This is a genomic window from Mycobacterium saskatchewanense (genome assembly GCF_010729105.1).
GTDB lineage: Bacteria > Actinomycetota > Actinomycetes > Mycobacteriales > Mycobacteriaceae > Mycobacterium > Mycobacterium saskatchewanense.
This window is the reverse complement of record NZ_AP022573.1, coordinates 5,927,860-5,948,867: the sequence shown is the minus strand read 5'-3', so window position 1 is coordinate 5,948,867 and position 21,008 is coordinate 5,927,860. Positions and strand designations below refer to the sequence as shown.

Sequence of the window (21,008 nt, the reverse complement as noted above, 5' to 3'; positions counted from 1 at the left end):
ACGACCGTGCCAGTCAACGAGCCCCCGGTGGATTACGCCGAGTTCCCCAGCCTGCGCTGCGAAGTGGGCGACAACGGCATCCTGACGCTGGTGCTCGACTCCCCCGGACTCAACTCCGTCGGCCCGCAAATGCACCGGGACCTGGCCGACGTCTGGCCGGCCATCGCCCGCGACCCCGCCGTGCGGGTGGTCCTGGTCCGCGGCGAGGGCAAGGCCTTCTCGTCCGGCGGCAGCTTCGACCTGATCGCCGAGACCATCGGCGACTACGAGGGCCGGATCCGCATCATGCGGGAGGCGCGCGACCTGGTGCTCAACATGGTCAACTTCGACAAGCCGGTGGTCTCGGCGATCCGGGGACCGGCCGTCGGGGCGGGCCTGGTGGTCGCGCTGCTCGCCGACATCTCGGTCGCGGGCCGCACCGCGAAACTCATCGACGGGCACACCAAGCTGGGCGTCGCGGCGGGCGACCACGCCGCGATCTGCTGGCCCCTGCTGGTCGGGATGGCCAAGGCGAAGTACTACCTGCTGACCTGCGAGACGCTGCTCGGCGATGAGGCCGAGCGCATCGGCCTCGTGTCCACCTGCGTCGACGACGACGACGTCCTGCCGACCGCCACCCGGCTCGCCGAGAACCTGGCGCAGGGCGCGCAGAACGCGATCCGCTGGACCAAGCACAGCCTGAACTCCTGGTACCGGATGTTCGGGCCCACCTTCGAAACGTCGCTCGGCCTGGAATTCCTCAGTTTCAGCGGCCCGGACGTCCAGGAGGGACTCGCGGCGCACCGGGAGAAGCGCCCCGCCCGGTTCACCGGAGGAAGTACCCCCTGAGCAGGCACTTCGGCCTCAGCAAGGCCCCGGTGGGCCCGGATAACGGCTTGGTCGCGACGGGTGCCCGAATCGGCGCGCCTGTTTCGGCGTGTCCACCGATGGGTCTACCGTCGGACGCTGTGAGCTCACTCGAACCGGCCCCCTTCCGCGAGGCGGTGGCGGCGATGAACGCCGTCACCCCGCGGCCGGAGATCGAGCTGGGGCCGATCCGCCCGCCGCAGCGCCTGGCGCCCTTCAGCTACGCGCTGGGGGCCGAGGTGAAGCACCCCGACCTCGAAATCATTCCCGAGCGCTCCGAGGGTGACGCCTTCGGCCGGCTCATCCTGCTGTACGACCCCGACGGCGCCGACGCCTGGGACGGCACGCTGCGGCTGGTCGCCTTCATCCAGGCCGACCTGGATCCCAGCGAAGCCGTCGATCCCCTGCTGCCCGAGGTGGCCTGGAGCTGGCTGCACGACGCGCTCGAGGCGCGCACCGAGCGCGTCACGGCGCTGGGCGGCACCGTCACCGCCACCACGTCGGTGCGCTACGGCGACATCTCCGGGCCGCCGCGCGCCCACCAGCTCGAGCTGCGGGCGTCGTGGACGGCCACCACCCCCGACGTCGGCGCGCACGTCGAGGCGTTCTGCGACGTGCTCGAGCATGCCGCGGGCCTGCCGCCGGCCGGGGTCACCGACCTCAGCTCGCGCTCCCGCGCCTGACATGAGCGAACCGGACACCCGCGACCAAGGCAGCACCGACCCCGAGACACCCCCGCCCACACCGCTGCTGTACCCCGCCAAGGGACTCCCCGATCTATCGGTGAGCGTCCCCGAGATCGAGGCCGCCGCGGGGCTGCTGGCAGGTGGCCACGGACCGTTCGCGGTGGACGCCGAGCGCGCGTCGGGCTTCCGCTACTCCAACCGGGCATACCTGATCCAGATCCGGCGCGCAGGCGCCGGCACCGTCCTCATCGACCCCGTCAGCCACGGCGCCGACCCGTTGACCGCGCTGCGGCCCGTCGCCGAGGTGCTCGGCGACGACGAGTGGATCCTGCACTCCGCCGACCAGGACCTGCCGTGCCTGGCCGAACTCGGCATGCGCCCGCCCGCCCTCTACGACACCGAACTCGCCGGGCGGCTGGCCGGGTTCGACCGGGTGAACCTCGCGACCATGGTCGAGCGGCTGCTGGGTTTCGGGTTGGCCAAAGGCCACGGGGCCGCCGACTGGTCCAGGCGCCCGCTGCCGGATGAGTGGCTCAACTACGCCGCCCTGGACGTCGAGCTGCTGATCGAGCTGCGCGCGGCGATCTCCGAGGTGCTCGCCGGCCAGGGCAAAACCGATTGGGCCGCACAGGAATTCGACTACCTGCGCACGTTCAAGACGGGGGACGTCTTGAGGGACGGCGCCGCGCGGCGGGACCGCTGGCGCCGGACGTCGGGGATCCACCGGGTGCGCGACCGGCGCGCCCTGGCCGCGGTCCGCGAGCTGTGGACGACGCGCGACCGGATCGCCGAACGCCGCGACATCGCGCCCCGCCGCATCCTGCCCGACTCCGCCATCATCGACGCCGCGGTCGCCGACCCGAAAACCATCGAGGAGCTGGTCGCGCTGCCGGTGTTCGGCGGGCGCAACCAACGGCGCAGCGCGGCGACCTGGCTGGCGGCCCTCGAAGCCGCCCGGAAGAACCCGAGCCCACCCGAGGAGGTCGAGCCGCCGAACGGGCCGCCCCCGGCGGCGCGGTGGAGCAGGCGCAAACCGGAGGCGGCGGCCCGGCTCGAGGCCGCGCGGGCCGCGCTGTCCGAGGTGTCGGAGCGGGTCGGGATTCCCACCGAGAACCTGGTTTCGCCCGACCTGGTGCGGCGGCTGTGCTGGGACTGGGAGGACGCGCCCGACCGGGCAGGCGCCGTCGACGCGTTCCTGCGCGCCGGCCACGCGCGGCCATGGCAGCGCGAGCTCGTGGTCGGGGCGCTGGCCGAGGCCCTGCGGCCACCGGATGCGCCGGACGAGTGAGGGCCCGCCGACGTCGATCTCGGCGCCCGGCCCCTGCTAGTCGAGGGCCTCGCGGATCTCGGTCTTCGATTCGTAGCTGCCCAGCGCGGCAACCCAACCCGTGATCCGGCGGGCGACGTCCTGGTCGGTCAGCCCGAGGTCGGACAGCAGCTCACCGCGGGACGCGTGCTCGAAGAAGTCCTGCGGCAGCCCGACGTCGCGGCACGGCGTGTCGATCTCGGCGCGCCGCAGCGCGCCCGACACCGCCGAGCCCACCCCGCCGTTGACGCCGTTGTCCTCGCACGTGACGACCAGCTTGTGCTGCGCCGCCAAGTCGACGACGGCGTCGGACACCGGCAGCACCCACCGCGGGTCGATCACGGTCACGCCGATGCCCTGGTTGTGCAACCGCTTGGCCACCTCCAGCGCCATCGACGCAAACGCGCCGACCGCCACCAGCAACACGTCGTGGTTCAACCCGGCGGCCGGCACCGCGAGCACGTCCACGCCCGACCGCCGCTCCAGGGCCGGGATGTCTTCACCCACATCGCCTTTCGGGAACCGCAGCGCAGTGGGACCGTCGTTGACATCGAGCGCCTCGCCCAGTTCCTCCCGCAGCCGGGTCGCATCGCGCGGCGCGGCGACCCGCATGCCCGGCACGATGCCCAGCACCGAAAGGTCCCACATGCCGTTGTGACTGGGGCCGTCCGAACCGGTGATGCCGGCGCGGTCGAGCACCATCGTGACGGGCAGCTTGTGCAGCGCGACGTCCATCATGATCTGGTCGAAGGCGCGATTGAGGAACGTCGAATAGATGGCGACCACCGGGTGCATGCCGCCCATCGCCAGCCCCGCGGCCGACGTCAGCGCGTGTTGCTCGGCGATGCCGACGTCGAACAGGCGATCGGGGAACTGCTGCCCGAACGGCGTCAGCCCGGTGGGACCTGGCATCGCCGCGGTGATGGCCACGACGTCCCGGCGCTTGCGGCCGTAGCCGATGAGCGCGTCGGAGAACGTGGCGGTCCAGCCGGGGGCGGCGACCTTGGTGGCCCGGCCGGTGACGGGGTCGATCACGCCGCAGGAGTGCATCTGCTCTGCCTCGTCGTCCTCGGCCGGCGCGAAGCCCATGCCCTTGCGGGTGACGACGTGCACGATCACCGGGCGGCCGAAGCCGCGGGCGTGCCGCAACGCGGCCTCGACGGCGCGCTCGTCGTGCCCGTCGACGGGGCCGACGTACTTGAGCCCGAGGTCGGTGAACAGCAGCTGCGGCGACAGGGAGTCCTTGATACCGGCCTTGACGCTATGCATGAAGCGGTACGCGAGCTTGCCGACGACCGGGACGGCGCGGACGGCCTCTCGGCCCTTGGCCAGGGCCTGCTCGTAGGCCGGCTGCAGCCGCAGGGAGGCCAGGTGGTCTGCGACGCCGCCGATCGTGGGTGCGTAGCTGCGCCCGTTGTCGTTGACCACGATGATCACGGGCCGCTTCGACGCGGCGATGTTGTTCAGCGCCTCCCAGCACATGCCGCCGGTGAGCGCGCCGTCCCCGACCACCGCGACGACGTGCCGGTTGCGGTGCCCGGTCAGCTCGAACGCCTTGGCCAGGCCGTCGGCGTAGGACAGCGCGGCGCTGGCGTGGCTGGACTCCACCCAGTCGTGCTCGCTCTCGGCGCGCGACGGATACCCGGAGAGACCGCCCTTTTTGCGCAGGGTTTCGAAGTCTTGGGAGCGCCCGGTCAGCATCTTGTGCACGTAGGCCTGGTGGCCGGTGTCGAAGATGATCGGATCGTGCGGCGAGTCGAACACCCGGTGCAGCGCGAGCGTCAACTCGACGACGCCCAGGTTGGGTCCGAGGTGTCCCCCGGTGGCAGCGACCTTGTGAATCAGGAACTCGCGGATCTCGGCGGCGAGAGCGCGCAGCTGCTGTTGGGAAAGGTGCTGCAGATCGGCGGGGCCGCGGATCTGTTCCAGCATCCCGATAGTCTACGCAGCGACCGCGGGGGTGGCAGGGAGGCGACCGGAAGCACCCGGCCTACCTCGAGCCGAACAGTTCGGCCAGGGTGTCGTGGAGTTCGGGGTCGGCCAGGATGACGACCTCGTCGCCGGCCTGAAGTTCGGTGTCGCCGCGCACCGGCACCAGGCCGGTGGTGCGGACCACGATGCTGACCCAGATGTCGCCGACGCGGTCGCTGACCCCCTCGACCGTGCACCCCTCGGCGGCGGACCCCGAGGCGACGTTGAAGCGATGGACGCCCTCCGGTTCGTCCGCCAGCCGGACCCCTATCGCCCAGGGCTGGGTCTCCACGGTCCGCATCGGGAGGCGCAGCAGCCGGGCGACGCCGGGCACCGCGCTGCCCTGCACCAGCACCGAGAAGATGACGACCACGACCACCACGCCGTACAGACGCTCGGCGTCCGGGATATGCGCTGCCCGCAGGAACTCGCCGAGCAGGATCGGCACCGCCCCCTTGAGCCCGGCGAACAGGATGAAGAGGCGTTCGTTTCGCCTGAGTCGCACGCCGACCAGGCAGGCGCTCACGGCCGCCGGGCGAATCAGCGCCGTCAGCGCCGCCCCGAGAACGACGCCGGGAATCCACACGTCGGGATGGGTGAGCACGTTGAGGTCGACGGTCAACCCCAGAATGGCGAACGCGACGATCTCGGCCAATCCGGCCAGGGCGGCGTGGAATCTCTTGATCTCCGGCTTGTAGGGCGCGCGCGCGTCACCGATCACGATGCCGGCGACGAACACCGCCAGAAACCCCGACCCGTGCGCAAGCGTGGCGATGCCGTACAGCATCAGGCTGGAGGCCAGCGTCCGCAGCGAGTAGAGGCCCTCGCTCGGCAACGCCACGCGACGCATGAAGACGAGCAGGGCGCGGCCGCCGACAACCCCGACGGCAAGGCCGACCGCCATCTGCAGCGCGAACTGTGCCCCCACGCCGGCGAACCCGGCCGCGCTGAGGCCACCAGCGGCGATCAGGCTGGACATCAACGCGATGCCCACCGGATCATTGGCGCCGGACTCGCCCTCCAGGATGGTGCTGCTGCGACCCCTGATCTCGCGTTTGCCCAGCACCGAGAAGACCACGGCCGGATCGGTGGGAGCCACCGCGGTGGCGACGAGGACCGCGGGGAACCAGCCGACTCCGCACCCGTAGTGCAGCATCAGCGCGGCGCCGGCGGCGGTGAGCGCGGTGCCCACGACGCCGACCGACAGGATCGGCACCACCGCCGCGCGGAAACGCGAAGGCCCGATGTGCATTCCGCCGTCGAACAAGACCAGCACCAGCGCGATGGTGATGACCCGTTCCACGATCCGTTCGGACGGTGACTGCACCGCGGGCACGGCGTGCACCACCAGTGCAGTGCCGACCAGCACGAGCAGCGGCACGGGAATCTTGACCCGCTCGGTCAGGCGGTTCGCCAGCACCGCGACCAAACCGACCGCGCTGGAAAACAGGATGATCAGGGCGTAGCGAAGGCTGTCGTTCACGATCGCGGCAACCGGGTACGGGCGAACACGTGCCATGCGGGCAGCCGGTCGACGATGGGGGGCACTCCAGCCTTTCGATGGATCGACAGGGACATCGAGAACATCGCCGACCAGACTTCCCGGCACACCGCGACGGAGTCTAGCCGCTCGCACCTCGCTAAGCGCGTGTCAGCAGCGCGACGGCCTCGGTGTGATGGGTGAGCGGGAAGGCGTCGAACACCCTGATCTTCTCGACGGCGTAGCCGTGGCCCAGATACAAGCCGACGTCGCGGGCGAAAGATGCCGGCTCGCAACCGATGTGCACCACGCGCGGCACCTGGGCCGCCGCCAGCAGGTCGATCACCTCGCGCCCGGCGCCCGCCCGCGGCGGATCCAGGACCGCCACGTCGGCGCCGGCTCGGCGGCCCGTCAGCGCCCGCCGCACCGAATCCGTCACGACCTCCACGTGCGGCATGTCGGCCAGGGCGATCCGGGCGGCCCGCGACGCGGCGCGCGACGTGTCGACGGTCAGCAACCGCCCGGACTCCCCCACCGCTTCGCCGAGCGCGGCGGCGAAAACGCCGGCGCCGCCGTAGAGATCCCAGACCGTCATACCGGTGGTCGGCTGTGCCCAGTCGGCTACCAGGCCGCTGTACACCCGAACCGCGTCCCGATGCGCCTGCCAGAACGCGGTAACCGGAACCCGCCAGGTGCGCCCACCCACCCGCTGGGCGGCCTCGTAGGCGCCTTCGACGACCGTGGTCGCGGTGCGGCGGCCCTGACGCAGCGTCCGCACCACGTGGCGCTCGCCGTCGTCGCCCACGGCCACGTGCAGTTGCGCGCCCGGCGGCCAGTGGGGACCGGCCAATCCGTCGAGCATGCCGTCCGGCAGCTGGGCACAGCGCAGGTCGGTCACCAGCTCGTCGCTGTGGTAGCGGTGGAAACCCGGCCGACAGTCGGCGCCCACGTCCAGCCGGACCCGCGTGCGCCATCCGGTGGGAGGCGAATCGGCCAACGGCTCGGCCTCACCGCTCCACTGGTGACCGCCGAGCCGTTGCAGCTGGTTGGCCACGACTTGGGCCTTGAACGCCCGGGCCGCTTCCGGCGCGGCGAAGGCCAGGTCGCAGCACCCCGCTCCGTCCACGCCGGCGATCGGGCACAGCGACTCGGTTCGGTCGTCCGACGGCTCGAGCACCTCGATCGCCTCGGCGTGCCAGTACGACCCGCGTTCGGCGGTGACGCGCACCCGCACCAGCTCGCCGGGCAACGCGTAGCGGACGAACACCACCCGGCCCTCGTGGTGCGCCACGCAGCTGCCGCCGTTGGCGGGGGCGCCGGTCACCAGGGTCAGTTCGGGCGTCGGCTGCACGCTCAATCGAAGATTCCCCGACGGGCATCGCCGGGCGCCGCATGGTGCTCGAACGTCTTGAGCCGCTCCGACGAATTCAATTGCCATGGAACCGAAGTCACCATGACGTTGGGCATGAACAGCAGCCGGCCCTTGAGCCGCAGCGCGCTCTGGTTGTGCAGCACCTGCTCCCACCAGTGGCCGACCACATACTCGGGGATGAAGACCGTGACCACCGTGCGCGGGGACTCCTTGCTGACCCGTTTCACGTAATCCAATATGGGACGGGTGATTTCGCGGTACGGCGAGGCGATGACCTTGAGCGGCACGCTGATATCGCTCTCCTCCCACTTCTGCACCAGCTCGCGCGTCTCCGCGTCGTCGACGCTGACCGTGAGGGCCTCGAGCGCGTCCGGCCGGGTGGCGCGCGCGTACGCGAGCGCGCGCAGCGTCGGCAGGTGCAGCTTCGATACCAGGACCAGTGCGTGGTTGCGGCTGGGCAGCACCACGTCGTGCTGGGCGGCCTCCTGCTCCTCCAATTCGTGGCTGACGGTGTTGTAGTGGCGGTGAATCATTTTCATGATGATGAACAGCAGGCTCATCGCGAACAGGGCGATCCACGCCCCCGCGACGAACTTGGTGACCAGGACCACCAGCAACACCGCGCCGGTGGAAAGCAACCCGACGGTGTTGACCACCCGCGAGCGCATCATCTGCCGCCGCGTCCGCGGATTGGTCTCGGTGCGCAGCAGCCGGGTCCAGTGCCGGACCATGCCGATCTGGCTCAGCGTGAACGAAATGAACACGCCGACGATGTAGAGCTGGATCAGCGCGGTCACCTCGGCGCGGAACGCGATGATCGCCAGGAGGGCCGCCCCCGACAGGAACAGGATGCCGTTGGAGAACGCCAGCCGGTCGCCGCGCGTGTGCAGCTGCCGGGGCAGGTAGCTGTGCTGCGCCAGCACCGAGCCCAGCACGGGGAACCCGTTGAAGGCGGTGTTCGCCGCCAGTACCAGGATGAGGGCGGTCACCGTCGCGATGAGCAGGAACCCGATGTGGAAGCTGCCGAACACCGTTTCCGCCAGCTGGGTGACCAGCGTCTTCTGGTAGTAGTTCGGCGGGGCGCCCACCAGCTGGCGGGCCGGGTCGTCGACCAGCTGCACCCCGATTTTCTCGGCCAGCACGATGATGCCCATCAGCAGGGTGACCGCGATGCCGCCCAGCATCAGCAGGGTCGTTGCGGCGTTGCGCGACTTGGGCTTCTCGAACGCCGGCACCCCGTTGCTGATCGCCTCGACCCCGGTCAGCGCGGCGCACCCGGAGGAGAACGACCGCGCCACCAGGAACGCCAGCGCGAAGCCGACGACCTGGCCGTGCTCGGCATGCATCTGGAACGCGGCGGATTCGGCTCGCAGCGGGTTGCCGAGCACGAAGATCCGGAACAGGCCCCAGCCGATCATGATGAAGACCCCGACGATGAAGGCGTAGGTGGGGATCGCGAAGGCCACCCCGGACTCGCGGATGCCGCGCAGGTTGAGCCCCATGACGAGCAGGATCGACACCACGCAGAACAGCACCTTGTGTTCGGCGACGACCGGGATGGCCGAGCCGATGTTGGACATCGCCGAGGCGGTCGAGACCGCAACGGTGAGAACGTAATCCACCATCAGCGCGCTCGCGACCACGAGGCCGGCCGTGTCGCCGAGGTTGGTGGTGACCACCTCGAAGTCACCGCCGCCCGACGGGTAGGCGTGCACGTTCTGCCGGTAGCTGGCCACCACGACGAGCATGACCGCGGCCACCGCAAGGCCGATCCACGGCGTCAGCGCGTAGGCGGTCACCCCCGCCACCGAGAGCATCAGGAAGATCTCTTCCGGTGCATAGGCCACCGACGACAGCGCATCGGAGGCGAACACGGGCAAGGCGATCCGCTTGGGCAGCAGCGTGTGGCTCAACCGGTCGCTGCGAAACGGCCGACCGATCAGCAACCGGCGCGCGGCCGTTGAAAATTTGGACACGAGAGCCAAGGGTAAGCCCATCCCGGGTTGCCGGTAGCGTTCCGTAGGCGAGAATGTTGCTGAACCAAATCGGCTGGCCAACCGGGGTTGCCGATCCAGTCACACGAGTAGGACCAGCCGAGAGGACCTGAAGTGCGGGTGGTTGTGATGGGTTGCGGCCGGGTGGGGTCGTCATTGGCCGACGGCCTGTCCCGAATTGGCCACGACGTTGCGGTGATCGACCGTGACAGCTCCGCCTTCAACCGCCTCAGCGCGGAGTTCGCCGGCGAGCGGGTACTGGGCCAAGGATTCGACCGGGACGTCCTGCTGCGGGCGGGCATCGAGGAAACCGATGCCTTCGCCGCGGTCTCCTCCGGAGACAACTCCAACATCATCTCGGCCCGGCTGGCGCGGGAGACCTTCGGCGTCAGGCGCGTGGTCGCCCGCATCTACGACGCCAAACGCGCCGAGGTGTACGAACGCCTGGGCATTCCGACGATCGCCACCGTGCCGTGGACCACGGACCGCCTGCTCAACGCGTTGACCCGGGAAAGCGAAACCGCCAAGTGGCGAGATCCGACCGGCACCGTCGCCGTGGCCGAGCTCGACCTGCATGAGGACTGGGTCGGGCACCGGGCCACCGACCTCGAGCAGGCCACCGGCGCGCGGGTGGCGTTCCTGATCCGGTTCGGCACCGGTGTGCTGCCCGAGCCCAAGACGGTGATCCAGGCCGGCGATCAGGTCTACATCGCCGCGATCTCCGGCCGCGCCGCCGAGGCGGTGGCCATCGCCGCGCTACCACCCAGTGAGGACCTCGAGACGGGACCGCGCAAATGAGAGTTGCTGTGGCCGGGGCCGGCGCGGTCGGTCGCTCCGTCACCCGAGAACTCGTCGGCAACGATCACGAGGTGACGCTCATCGAGCGCAACCCGGACCACGTCGACGTCGACGCCATCCCGGCCGCGCACTGGCGGCTAGGTGACGCGTGCGAGCTGAGTCTGCTGGAGTCGGTCCACCTGGAAGAGTTCGACGTGGTCGTCGCCGCGACCGGCGACGACAAGGCCAACGTGGTGCTCAGCCTGCTGGCCAAGACCGAGTTCGCGGTGCCGCGGGTGGTCGCCCGGGTCAACGATCCCCGCAACGAATGGCTGTTCACCGACGCGTGGGGCGTCGACGTGGCGGTGTCCACGCCGCGCATGCTGGCCTCCCTCATCGAGGAGGCCGTCGCCGTCGGTGACCTGGTGCGGCTCATGGAGTTCCGCCGGGGTCAGGCCAACCTGGTCGAGATCACCCTGCCCGATGACACGCCGTGGGGCGGCAAGCCGGTGCGCCGGCTGCAGCTGCCCAGGGATGCCTCGCTGGTCACGATCCTGCGGGGCCCGCGGGTGATCGTGCCCGAGGCCGACGAGCCGCTGGAGGGCGGCGACGAGCTGCTGTTCGTGGCGATCGCCGAGGTCGAAGAGGAACTGCGCGACCTGCTCTTGCCGCATGCCGCGCCCGCCGCCGACTGAATGTACTGGGTAATAAGGCCGGTGGCGGGCGTGTCGGGTTGCCGGAAGTCTGCGGTCAGGCCTCGCCGAGGCCCTGCCCGCTCCAGGGTTGCCAGCCCGGTGTCCGGGCGGTGTCCTGCATCTGGTTCCACAACACGTGGTGCTCCACTTGGCGGAAGACGTGCGCCGTCGAAGCGCTGCGACGTCACAGCGCTCCCACCGATCAGCCGCCTGCCACCAACCGCATGACCGGGTACAACTGGCAGCGAGTTGAAGGGCGCACCCACAGCAGGTAGGGCCTGCGTCAGGCCGTCCCGTCGGTGACCACCGGGCGCCAGGTTGGGTGGCCATCGACCACGTCGACCCGACCGAAGGCAACGTCGGCGAAGTGCAACCCGAAACCAAGTGTGTCCGGTTGTGCGAGACGTCCCAGCATGCTGCGACGAGTCTCTACCGCTTGGGCGTGGTCGAGGTCCATCGCGTCTGCCCACTCGGGATGCTCGATGTGGGCTGGTGAGTGAAATGTGTCGCCGAATGCGATTAATGTTATTCCAGCAGAATAAATTTCGTATATGGCGTGGCCAGCAGTGTGGCCCGGGTGCAAACGCAGCACCACCCCGGGCTTCACGGGCTCGCCGTCGGCCAGGATCCGCAGCCGCGGTTTCAGAGCGTCGATGACCGCCTGGCTCGGGCCGGTAAAAGGGTGAGCACCGTGGTCGGCCTCCTCGCGAGTCACGACGACTTGGGTGTGTCCCAGCGGAGGCTCACCGGTCAGGGGGTCGACGACGGTGGCCAACCAACCTGTGTGGTCGGTGTGCAGATGAGTAAACGCAACGGTGTCCAGTTGGCTGTGGTGTACACCCAGCGCTGTCAGGGAACGCAGAAGATCGCCCGCCACGATGGCGCCAAAGGCGCCGTCAGGACTAGGCTGCGTCAAAATCGGTCCCATGCCCGTGTCGATGAGAACACGGTGCTGGCCATTCTCGACGAGCAACCCTCCTGCGCCGAGCGTCAAAAACCCTTCGTCGTCGAGGTATTCGGGATGTTCGCGCCAGTACTCCTCACCGCTATCGGGAAATAGGGTTGTGGGTGCGAGCTTCGAGCTGCCGTCCACTACATAAGAAGCGCGTACAGAACCGAATGAGACCGACCGAACACGCGGCCGCTCGTGCCACCGCGCCGACGCAACGAGGCTCTCATCGATGAAGGCGTGAGCCATATTTGCTCCCTGCTACGACCCGCGGCGGCGATGTTACCGCCGGAAGGGCCACATCTGCGTTGCTCACCATGCTGAGCTCCACTTCGATTCAGCGGCGACGGGAAACCGTCGTCAAGAGCACACCTTATGGCCCGGCGACATAACGGTGTCCACCATTATCATCAACTCTATCCTAGTTGTATATGAAGCGCTATGCTGGTGTGTGGCTCAACGCTGCGAAGAGCAGCGCGGGCGGAAGCGAACGCCTCTTGGGCAGAGGGGGATTGCATGAATCCAAGTCGGTCGCCAGGGGTGCGCGGTATCGGCTTCGTCGGCCTAGGCGACATGGGCGGCCCGATAGCACGCCGTATCGCCGCCGCAGGGCATACGCTAACGGTGTGGGCGCGACGGCCATCGTCTTTGGCGGAATTGGGTTCCGAAAGCTACCAGGTCGCGGCGTCATTGACGGACCTGGGTCGCGGGCGCGACCTGGTGGGACTGTGCGTCTTCGGCGACGAGGATGTGCGGGAGGTGGCCGCGGCGCCCGACGGCCTACTGACATCGATGTCGCCAGGATCGGTGCTGCTTATTCACAGCACCGTGTCGGCCGAGCTGTGTATCGAATTGGCGTCCGTCGCGCGCGAACGTGACGTGCATGTCGTTGATGCGCCCGTAAGCGGTGGGCGAGCGGCCGCAGTGCGCGGTGAACTGACCATCATGGTGGGTGGGGAAAAGACGCTCTCGCCGCGGGTGATGCCGGTCTTGGAGGCCTATGGCAAGGTGATCCGATGGATGGGTCCGCTGGGCTCCGGCCAGGTGACCAAGGCCCTCAACAACGTCTTGGGGTTCGGGACCGGGGAGCTGGCGAATCTCGCCATCGAGACAGGCGTAGCGCTCAAGCTCGACCTTAACGCCTTAATCGACGTCCTCACCACGGGCAGTGCCGGGAGCTTCGCGCTGAATTCGCTGGTCGATACGCTGATGAAGGATCCCGAGTTCGCAATGCACGCAGCCAAGATGGTCGAGAAAGACACCCGCCTCTTTCAGCAGGCATGCCGACAGCATGGCGTAATGCAAACCAAACTCGAAGACCTCGCGGTCGATCGAATCACTCACATCACGCCCCGAATACAACAGTTCGGGCCCAGCCCCGCCTCCGTGAACCGGTGACCGGATGGCTGAACAACCGGGCCGCAGGCCCCGCGCCGGCATGCGCGTCACGGAGTCATGAACGCCTTCGCAAAGTCGTCCATAGCAGTCATTTTCCCGACGAGCGAATCAATTCGGTCGTTCGGGAAGATCGTCCACGGCGCCACCATCAGGCCGGTGACACCGAGATCGGCCACCTTGCTCAAAGTGTCGGGGTTGTGGTCACGCTTGCCGAGTGAGATCAGGATGTCGAACGGCATGCCTTCACGCCCGGCGTCGGCGCGGTATTCCTTCAGCCGGTCCACGATGGAGATCAAGCCGTCTGGGGTGAACCGTGACGCACCGAGCCAGCCGTCACATCTGCTGGCGGCTCGACGTAGCGCCGACTCCGAGTGGCCTCCCGCGATCAACGGGATCGACTCCGGCGGGAATGGCCGCATCGAGATGTTGGTGAAGTTGTAGAACTCGCCGTGGTGACTGACCCGCTCGCCGGTCCACAGCTTTTTTAGGACGTCCAGCATTTCGTCGGTGCGCCGGCCGCGGCGGGCGAACTGTTGGCCGACCAAATCGAACTCTTCACGCATCCAGCCCACGCCGAAGGCGAAGACCACTCGCCCTCCTGCCACGGCCGCCGTCGTGGCGACCGCCTTCGCGACGTTGATCGGATCACGCAAGGGCAGGACGTACACGTGATGCCCGAATCGGACGCGAGACGTGACGGCCGCCATGGCTGCCGCCGAGACCCAGGGATCTGGCCAGTGCGCTTCTTCGGGCCACCACACATCGCCACTCGCGTTGAAGGGGTACTTCGACGTGATCTCCTCGCCCCACCACACCAAGTGGTCGGGGCTCATCACCCCTTCGAATCCCAGGTCTTCGGCGTGTTTGGCCAATGGCAGCATTTCGGTGACCGGCAAGTGGATCACCGAATTCCAGAACCGGAGGCGCGGGCTCATATCGCTCCCCCCATCACTCGCATCCTTCGGCAAAACGTCTGGCAAAAGGGCACGTTCGGACGGTGTTCATGCGCCGTCCTGACAGCCAGGCGATGTTCCGACACGCAGCTGGCCACTGTCGGTATCCCTCGTTTCAGGACCGGGCTGTTTCGGGCGATTCGGCTCCTTTGAGCCACCGTGATTGCCCAGGCAGCCGTCGGGATTATTCGGCCGCGGACGCTCCCATCCTTCTCCGCGGGCACTGCGCATGTCGCGAATTGACTTCGACCCCCCAGCGCCAGCAGGACTTTCAGTGCGCGCCAGCCCCTGTATGGCCCCCCGGAACATCCGAGGGGGGCCAAGCAGGTAAGACGCGCGCCATCTGCGCCAGCCCCCGGTGTGCGCTTCGGTCCCCTCGATCCGGATCGCCCGCACGAACTCGCCGCAGTCGGACGCTGTCCGCATTGCAGCGCTGCGCAGTTCTGCGTTCACCTGACCCCGCGTGAGGCCATCGGCGAGAAACACTTCGACTGGCCGCCATGCCTCTCGCGCTCGACCGGCCGACGTCGCCCTTATCTCCATGCGCCCATCCTCGCCTTGTTCACTGCCGTGCGACCGTCCACGGGAGCACGACCTCTCCGCCACATTTCGCGTCGGCAACCTGTGGCGTACGTATCGTCTGCGCCGCGGCGAGTTCCATTGGGCATCCCGGAGCGTAATGGTGTCTGCGCGTCATATCCCTCGTCTCTTCGCCGCCGACGTCCAATGAGGTTCGGTTGTGCGACTGCCTCTTACGACCCTTGCGTCCTGTATGCGCGCCGTCGACCTAACGATTCGCAATGAGGCGTCTGCGCCAAGCTTGCTTCAACTCGCCCACCGCCGAGTCGTCAAGATGGGCATCGTCTCCGGCCCGTAGAGCATGCTTGCCGGGGCGGTCATCTCGGGCGTCCCGGCGATCTCGACGCTGGCGAATTCGTGACTCAAGATACGCAGTGCTTCTTGGATTTCCGCACGCGCCAGGGCGGCGCCCAGGCAGAAGTGGGTAGCTAGCCCGAAGGGTATGTCGAAAGACTGGGGGTGCCGGCCCGGCGGTCGCGGGGTGAAAGTGAACGGATCGTCGAATCGCTCCGGGTCGCGGCTGGCCGCCTGGAAGTTGAGGATGACGCGCCGTCCCGCACGCATCTCGACGCCGCCGAAGACCAAATCCTCGGTAGGAATGCGGACGACGAAGTTCACCACCGGGTACCAGCGCAGCGACTCCTCGACGACGCCGGGAATGACGTCCTGTTCGGCGACCAGTCGATCCCACAATCCGGGGACGTCAACAATCGCGCGAACCGACGAGGCCAGCTGATAACGAGTGGTGTCCTGTCCGGCAAAGATGAGGTTCACCATGTTCCAGATGAGTTCAGAGTCAGACAATTTGCCGTGCGTCTCCTGGGCCTCAATCAGAGCCGAGATGGTGTCAGCTTGTCGATGGGATCGGCGTTGGGCAATGAGATTCGAGCAGTAGTCCCAAAGGGTGTGCAGCGCCGACTCGACCCGGGGCAGACCGGGAGATAGCGGAACCTGAGCCAGGAGGTGCAGTTCTGTCGCCGCAGCGGAGAATTCCGGGATGTCGTCGGCGGGTATGCCGAGGATGCGGCAGAGTACCTCCATCGGGTAAGGGCTGGTAAAGGCCGACACAAAGTCGTGGGAGGGTCCAGCGGCCAGCATGCGACCAGCTAATCGGCGAGCCACATCGCGCATCAGTTCACGTTCCTGCTCAACCATTCGCGCACGAAACGCCGCCAGAAAGACACGACGGATGCGATCATGGCGCTCGCCCTGCATACCGACAAGAAGCCCGTCGGAAGCGAAGGCACGCAGCATCCGGCCCGCACCGTAGGCTTCATACGTTGTGTGCGTCTGACTTTGGAGCCGATCGTCTTTCAGCAGCGTGAGTACATCGTCGTGCGCCAGAACTTCAATGCCCCTGCGGCTAAACGCGAACCGAGACGACGCGCGGACCGCGGCGATAGCGCTATGCGGATCCCGTTTAAACGTCTCGCCAAGGACGTCTAACGCGGGCAGGTCCTCTTCGTGCAGGACGACGCCATGCGACATGGGGGGCTCCTCATTGCAATCCCGTGGGGTTTATGAAGTCTATCGTAGATAACTATGAGCATGGAAGGATGTGTGTCTCGCCGCTCTGGCCGGGCCGGCGCGGTGACGACCCGGCCCGATGGCGACTTGACGCCCACGACCCAAAGCTGGCCGCGATCGCGATGAGGATCACCTCGAAGCCATGCGGATGGCGCCGTCCAGGCGGATGACCTCGCCGTTGAGCATCGGGTTCTCGATGATGTGCACGGCCAGCGCGCCGTACTCGTCGGGGTCGCCCAGGCGCGAGGGGTGCGGCACTTGTTGGCCCAGCGACTTCTGGGCCTTATCCGGAAGCGAGCCGAGCAATGGCGTCCTGAACAACCCGGGCGCGATGGTCACGACGCGGATCAGGTCGCGGGACAGGTCGCGCGCGATCGGCAGGGTCATGCCGACCACGCCGCCCTTCGACGCCGAGTAGGCGGCCTGGCCGATCTGACCCTCGAACGCGGCGACCGACGCGGTGTTGATGATGACGCCGCGCTCTTCTCCGAGCGGCTCCGTCTTGGCGATGCGCTCGGCGGCCAGCCGCAGCACGTTGAAAGTACCGATGAGGTTGACCTCAACAGTTTTCGCGAATTCCGCCAGCGGGAAGGGGCCGGATCGACCCAATGTTCTCGTGGCGGTGCCGATGCCGGCACAGTTCACGTTGATGCGCAGCGGGCCCAGCGATTCCGCAACGTCGAGGGCCTCGGCTACGCCTACCTCGTCGGCGACGTCGGTGGCTACGAACTTGGCGCGATCGCCTAGCTCTGCGACGGTTTCCTCGCCTTTGAGATCGATTACGACCACACTTGCCCCGGCTCCCAACAAGCGCTTCGCGGTGGCCAGACCGAGCCCGGAGGCGCCGCCCGTCACGACAGCGACGGCGTTGATGATCTCCATGCGCAGCGAATTCCTTTCCACTCGGACGTTCCGTGACCAATGGGGTGGCGGGTGGGGAACAGTCACCCGGCCGGTCGATCAAGATATGAGCAGCAGGTGCGGCCGTTGGGTCTTGCCGTCAAGAGGATGACCGAGTCATGATGTCGCAAGCCGAATCCGATGCCCCTTGCCATGAATGATGGCATGTCACGGTCGAGGTGCCATGACGTCGCCGTTGGGGGCCGGTGGCCACGTGGCTTTCGCCGCAAGCATAAGCGTCCGGCAATTCCTTGCGTCTATCGCTTCAATCGCAGCCGTAGCGCGTCGATACCCCAAACATTGCCCGCGGTATGCCATTTCGGCTCGAAGTCACGCGCTAACTCGTACTCGGGAAGCATTTCGATCATGAGCTGCAACACGATGGTCAATTCCTGCCTCGCGAGATGCGACCCCAGGCAGCGGTGCGGGCCCATGCCGAATGCCGCCGTCGACGCTCCCGTTCTTCCGATCTCCAGCTGCCGCGGATTCTGATAGGCGTGTGGGTCGCGGCTCGCGGCGCTGGTGGCGAGTAGCACGGTGTCACCCGCCTTCATCGAGACACCGCCGAGTTCGTAGTCTTTGATCAACGTTCTTGCCGGCGGCACAATCGGATACAGCCTGAGCAGCTCCTCAAGCGCGACGGGGACCTGCGCCGGGTCGGCCCGGAGTTGTCGTTGCACCTCGCCATCACGTGCGAGGCAATTGACCACAACGCCCAGCTGCGCGGTCACGGTGTCCAATCCGGCGATGAACAGCAAGAAGGTCGTGTCGAGCAATTCGTCGGTACTCAACGGCCGACCTTCAACTTCGGCGGTGACCAGGGCGCTGATCAGATCATCTTGCGGTGCCGCGCGTCGCTGTCCGATGAGGTCAAGCAAGTAATCGACCACGCTGTGCGCGGCCCGTGCCGACACGGTGACATCAGCCGAGTGCAGCAATTGTTGGGTCCACATCGTGAAAACGTCGGCTTGGTCCAGCGGCAGCCCGAATAAGTCCATGAACACCGTCGATGGCAGTGGAGTCGCCACCGCGCTGATGAATTCGAACTCGTCTCGATCGGCAACCGCGCCAATGAGTTCCCGAGCCCGCCGAGTCACAGACTCAGCCATCGGACGAACGGCCGACGGCTTGAAGAAGGGGCTCAGCAGACGGCGGTACCGGGTGTGCTCGTCACCGTCCAGTTCCTGCGGAATGAGCTTGCGCGGCCAGAACTCGGTCATCGGCGGCACGCCGGTGGGATAGTTGCTGAAAGCGTCCGGATTCTGGAACGCCTCACGCACCAACTGCGCCCCCAGGACGATCCAATGACCGCCCAGCTGCGGTGACCACAGAATATCTGCTTCGTCGCGCAATCGATCGAACGCAGCATAGGGGTCGGCAAGCACGTCGGCATCGTTGACAATGTCGATATCGCGCACCAACTCGGCCGGTATGTGGCTCGGCAAAGGTCGGGTCAACGGAGCCGCCATTTCTTCTCATGCCTCCAAAGCATCGGAGCTTAACTCAGACGGTGTGACTGCAGTCATAGATATCCTAGTAATAATTGAAGGAGATAGCAACCATCCCGGCGGTCGCGCGACGCAACGCGCGACAATGACGACTTCATGCCCAGACCCATTGCCCACGTCCGCAGCTCAAGAATGAGTGCCGGTGGGCTGCGGGCCCCTTAACGCTTCGCAATGGCGATGCCGGCGGCCTCACGATCCCACGTGCTCGCCGTCTTTCCCTCGTCACGTAGGACGTATTTCAGGACGCGCCCAACCGGGTTCTTGGGCAGTTCGGCACGGAATTCGATGTAGCGCGGGACGGCGAAATAGGGAAGCTTGTCCATCGACCACGCACACAACGCTTCTTCGCTGAGCGTCGAGCCGGGCCGCAACACCGCGGTCACCTTCACGTCGTCCTCGGTGACCGCGGAGTGGACGGCATGTACCGCGACCTCCAGGAGGTCGGGATGGGACATGAACGCCGTCTCCATCTCGTATGAGGAAATGTTCTCGCCACGCCGCCGCAGGTAATCCTTCTTGCGGTCGACGAAGTAAAAGAAACCGTCCGCGTCGAAACGGCCGATGTCGCCGGTATGGAACCATAGGTTGCGCAGCAGTGCCGTCGTCGACTCGGGCCGCTTCCAATAACCCTCGAACATCACGTGGGGTTTCTTGGGACGGACCACGATCTCGCCGGCGGCCCCCACCGGAACCTCTCGGTCCTCGTCATCAAAGATGCGAACGTCGAAGTCGTCGTTGGCCCGTCCCGACGAACCCGCCGGCGCTGGCTCGTTGAGCGGATGGTGGGTGGTCAGACAGCATTCGGTCAGCCCGAAGGCGTTGCTGCCGGTCAGCGGCACGCCGAAGCGTTCACGCCACACGTTGGTGATGTCGGCCGGGAAGGGGCTGCTCTGCGCGATCCGCAGCTGGCCGTAGCAACGTTGCATGGCCGACGAGTCGTCGGCCTGTGCCAGCAGGGTCACCATCGGCCCGAGCAACGTCACCATCCGGGCGCCGGTTCGTTCGATTTCCGACCAGAACCTCGACACCGAGAAGCGCGGCGCGACTGCGGCGCTCGAACCCAACAATGCAGTCGCTACGACAGTGCAGGCCCAGGCATTGAAGTGGAACAGCGGCAGCGGCGTCCAGGCCAGCTCATCGCGGCGTCGAGTTGTGACCTCGAGGTACTGCCGTGCCATGTTGAGCGTGTAGGCGTGGGTGATCATGCAACCCTTCGATGGGCCGGTCGTCCCCGCCGTGTAGATGAGCGTCGACAGGTCGGTGGCAGCCACAGGCGCGTTCGGCGCAATCGAGGATTGGCCATCGAGCGCCTCGGCCAGACCTCGGACGGCGAGCCCAGCACGGCTCGGCGGCATAGCGTCGGTGCCGTCCCGATAGATCAGGGTGCGCAGCGCGGGCACACCATCCGCGATCTCCAGGACCCGTTGGGCATAGTCGGGCTCCGCGAAAACGACGGCAGCGCCCGCGTCGGCGAGTTGGTGGCGCAGGAACTCGCCGCGATAAGCGGTATTCACCGGGACGCAGATGGCTCCGATACGGTTGGAGCCCAGAAAGGTGGACACGGCGTCGACGTTGTTGTCGAGAACGGTAACTACGGTGTCGCCATGTCCGATGCCCAGCGACAGCAATAGATTTGACACCTGTGCGGAACGGTGTGCGATGTCGGCATAGGTGTACTCGTCGCCGGAGAAGTCCAGAAACGTCTGCCCTCCATGCGCCTCGCGCGCACGGTCGAACACTGCGTTGATGGTGTCTGAACTACCGCCATGCCACACGACCACGTGTCACATCCTCTCGGCAAAATGATCCTTCATCTATAACTAGGATAACGGAGAGCCTGGGCCGGGCATAGCATGGGTGGTGGGTTTGCGGACTAGCCGACACCGCCTACCTCCGCGGCTACCTGCGTCCGATCCCGTGCGGTTCCCCGGGGCTCATGGCCGTCTCCCCCGCGGTGCGCAGTCCAAGTCCCCGCGGCATAGCGCGTGTTTGCTCAATCTGTCTAGGACATCATAGATACTTATATAGACAGGAGGTTTACCCTCCGTCAGCCGCGCAACTCGACGA

Annotated in this window: 16 protein-coding genes; 6 read left to right on the top strand and 10 right to left on the bottom strand. The window is 67.0% G+C overall.

The features are described from left to right. The first annotated feature begins 6 nt into the window (after positions 1-6). From G6N56_RS28015 to G6N56_RS28005, 3 genes are all read left to right on the top strand, one after another. Entirely contained in the window at positions 7-828 is an 822-nt protein-coding gene (locus G6N56_RS28015; protein WP_085257600.1) for an enoyl-CoA hydratase/isomerase family protein, read from the top strand. Positions 829-947: 119 nt separating this feature from the next. Beyond that, complete coding sequence (locus tag G6N56_RS28010; RefSeq protein WP_232069169.1) at positions 948-1,529, top strand: DUF3000 domain-containing protein; 582 nt, start codon at positions 948-950, stop codon at positions 1,527-1,529. A 1-nt stretch (position 1,530) separates the two neighbouring features. Further along, the gene (locus tag G6N56_RS28005) at positions 1,531-2,820 is read left to right on the top strand and encodes a ribonuclease D (RefSeq protein WP_085257602.1); all 1,290 of its coding nucleotides are present in this window, start codon (positions 1,531-1,533) and stop codon (positions 2,818-2,820) included. 36 nt (positions 2,821-2,856) lie between these two features. On the opposite strand, the gene dxs is transcribed toward G6N56_RS28005, so the two are convergent. The 4 genes from dxs to G6N56_RS27985 all read right to left on the bottom strand — a co-directional run bounded on the left by dxs (position 2,857) and on the right by G6N56_RS27985 (position 9,637). Beyond that, positions 2,857-4,770, bottom strand: coding sequence for a 1-deoxy-D-xylulose-5-phosphate synthase (gene dxs / locus G6N56_RS28000; RefSeq protein WP_085257603.1), 1,914 nt, complete (start codon positions 4,768-4,770; stop codon positions 2,857-2,859). Positions 4,771-4,828: 58 nt separating this feature from the next. Next, complete coding sequence (locus tag G6N56_RS27995; RefSeq protein ID WP_085257604.1) at positions 4,829-6,328, bottom strand: cation:proton antiporter domain-containing protein; 1,500 nt, start codon at positions 6,326-6,328, stop codon at positions 4,829-4,831. 121 nt (positions 6,329-6,449) lie between these two features. Further along, entirely contained in the window at positions 6,450-7,646 is a 1,197-nt protein-coding gene (locus G6N56_RS27990) for a class I SAM-dependent RNA methyltransferase (RefSeq protein WP_232069168.1), read from the bottom strand. Beyond that, positions 7,643-9,637 carry an APC family permease gene (locus tag G6N56_RS27985; RefSeq protein WP_085257606.1) on the bottom strand — a complete coding sequence of 665 codons (1,995 nt, stop codon included), beginning with the start codon at positions 9,635-9,637 and terminating at the stop codon, positions 7,643-7,645. Before G6N56_RS27985 ends, G6N56_RS27990 begins: the two co-directional genes overlap by 4 nt. Positions 9,638-9,769: 132 nt before the next feature. On the opposite strand from G6N56_RS27985, the gene G6N56_RS27980 reads away from it, so the two are divergent. Both G6N56_RS27980 and G6N56_RS27975 read left to right on the top strand, forming a co-directional pair. Beyond that, positions 9,770-10,453, top strand: coding sequence for a potassium channel family protein (locus G6N56_RS27980; protein ID WP_142280772.1), 684 nt, complete (start codon positions 9,770-9,772; stop codon positions 10,451-10,453). Beyond that, on the top strand, positions 10,450-11,127 hold the full coding sequence (locus tag G6N56_RS27975; protein WP_085257608.1) for a potassium channel family protein: 678 nt from the start codon (positions 10,450-10,452) through the stop codon (positions 11,125-11,127). The genes G6N56_RS27980 and G6N56_RS27975 overlap by 4 nt, the downstream gene beginning before the upstream one ends. A 283-nt stretch (positions 11,128-11,410) precedes the next feature. Here G6N56_RS27975 and G6N56_RS27970 read toward each other — a convergent pair whose 3' ends face one another. After that, complete coding sequence (locus tag G6N56_RS27970) at positions 11,411-12,325, bottom strand: MBL fold metallo-hydrolase (RefSeq protein WP_085257609.1); 915 nt, start codon at positions 12,323-12,325, stop codon at positions 11,411-11,413. A gap of 291 nt (positions 12,326-12,616) precedes the next feature. On the opposite strand from G6N56_RS27970, the gene G6N56_RS27965 reads away from it, so the two are divergent. After that, positions 12,617-13,474: an NAD(P)-dependent oxidoreductase gene (locus G6N56_RS27965; protein WP_158090756.1), complete on the top strand. Its 858-nt coding sequence runs from the start codon at positions 12,617-12,619 to the stop codon at positions 13,472-13,474. Between the two features lie 47 nt (positions 13,475-13,521). Here the strand turns inward: G6N56_RS27965 and G6N56_RS27960 are convergent, their stop codons facing one another. The 5 genes from G6N56_RS27960 to G6N56_RS27940 all read right to left on the bottom strand — a co-directional run bounded on the left by G6N56_RS27960 (position 13,522) and on the right by G6N56_RS27940 (position 20,680). After that, entirely contained in the window at positions 13,522-14,409 is an 888-nt protein-coding gene (locus tag G6N56_RS27960) for a TIGR03619 family F420-dependent LLM class oxidoreductase (RefSeq protein ID WP_085257611.1), read from the bottom strand. 843 nt (positions 14,410-15,252) lie between these two features. After that, positions 15,253-16,494: a cytochrome P450 gene (locus G6N56_RS27955; RefSeq protein WP_085257612.1), complete on the bottom strand. Its 1,242-nt coding sequence runs from the start codon at positions 16,492-16,494 to the stop codon at positions 15,253-15,255. Between the two features lie 168 nt (positions 16,495-16,662). Then, on the bottom strand, positions 16,663-17,415 hold the full coding sequence (locus G6N56_RS27950; protein WP_085257613.1) for a 3-hydroxyacyl-CoA dehydrogenase: 753 nt from the start codon (positions 17,413-17,415) through the stop codon (positions 16,663-16,665). A gap of 275 nt (positions 17,416-17,690) precedes the next feature. Continuing rightward, entirely contained in the window at positions 17,691-18,851 is a 1,161-nt protein-coding gene (locus G6N56_RS27945) for a cytochrome P450 (RefSeq protein WP_158090757.1), read from the bottom strand. Between the two features lie 248 nt (positions 18,852-19,099). After that, positions 19,100-20,680, bottom strand: a complete 1,581-nt coding sequence (locus tag G6N56_RS27940) for an AMP-binding protein (RefSeq protein WP_197746649.1) — start codon at positions 20,678-20,680, stop codon at positions 19,100-19,102. Positions 20,681-21,008 lie beyond the last annotated feature (328 nt).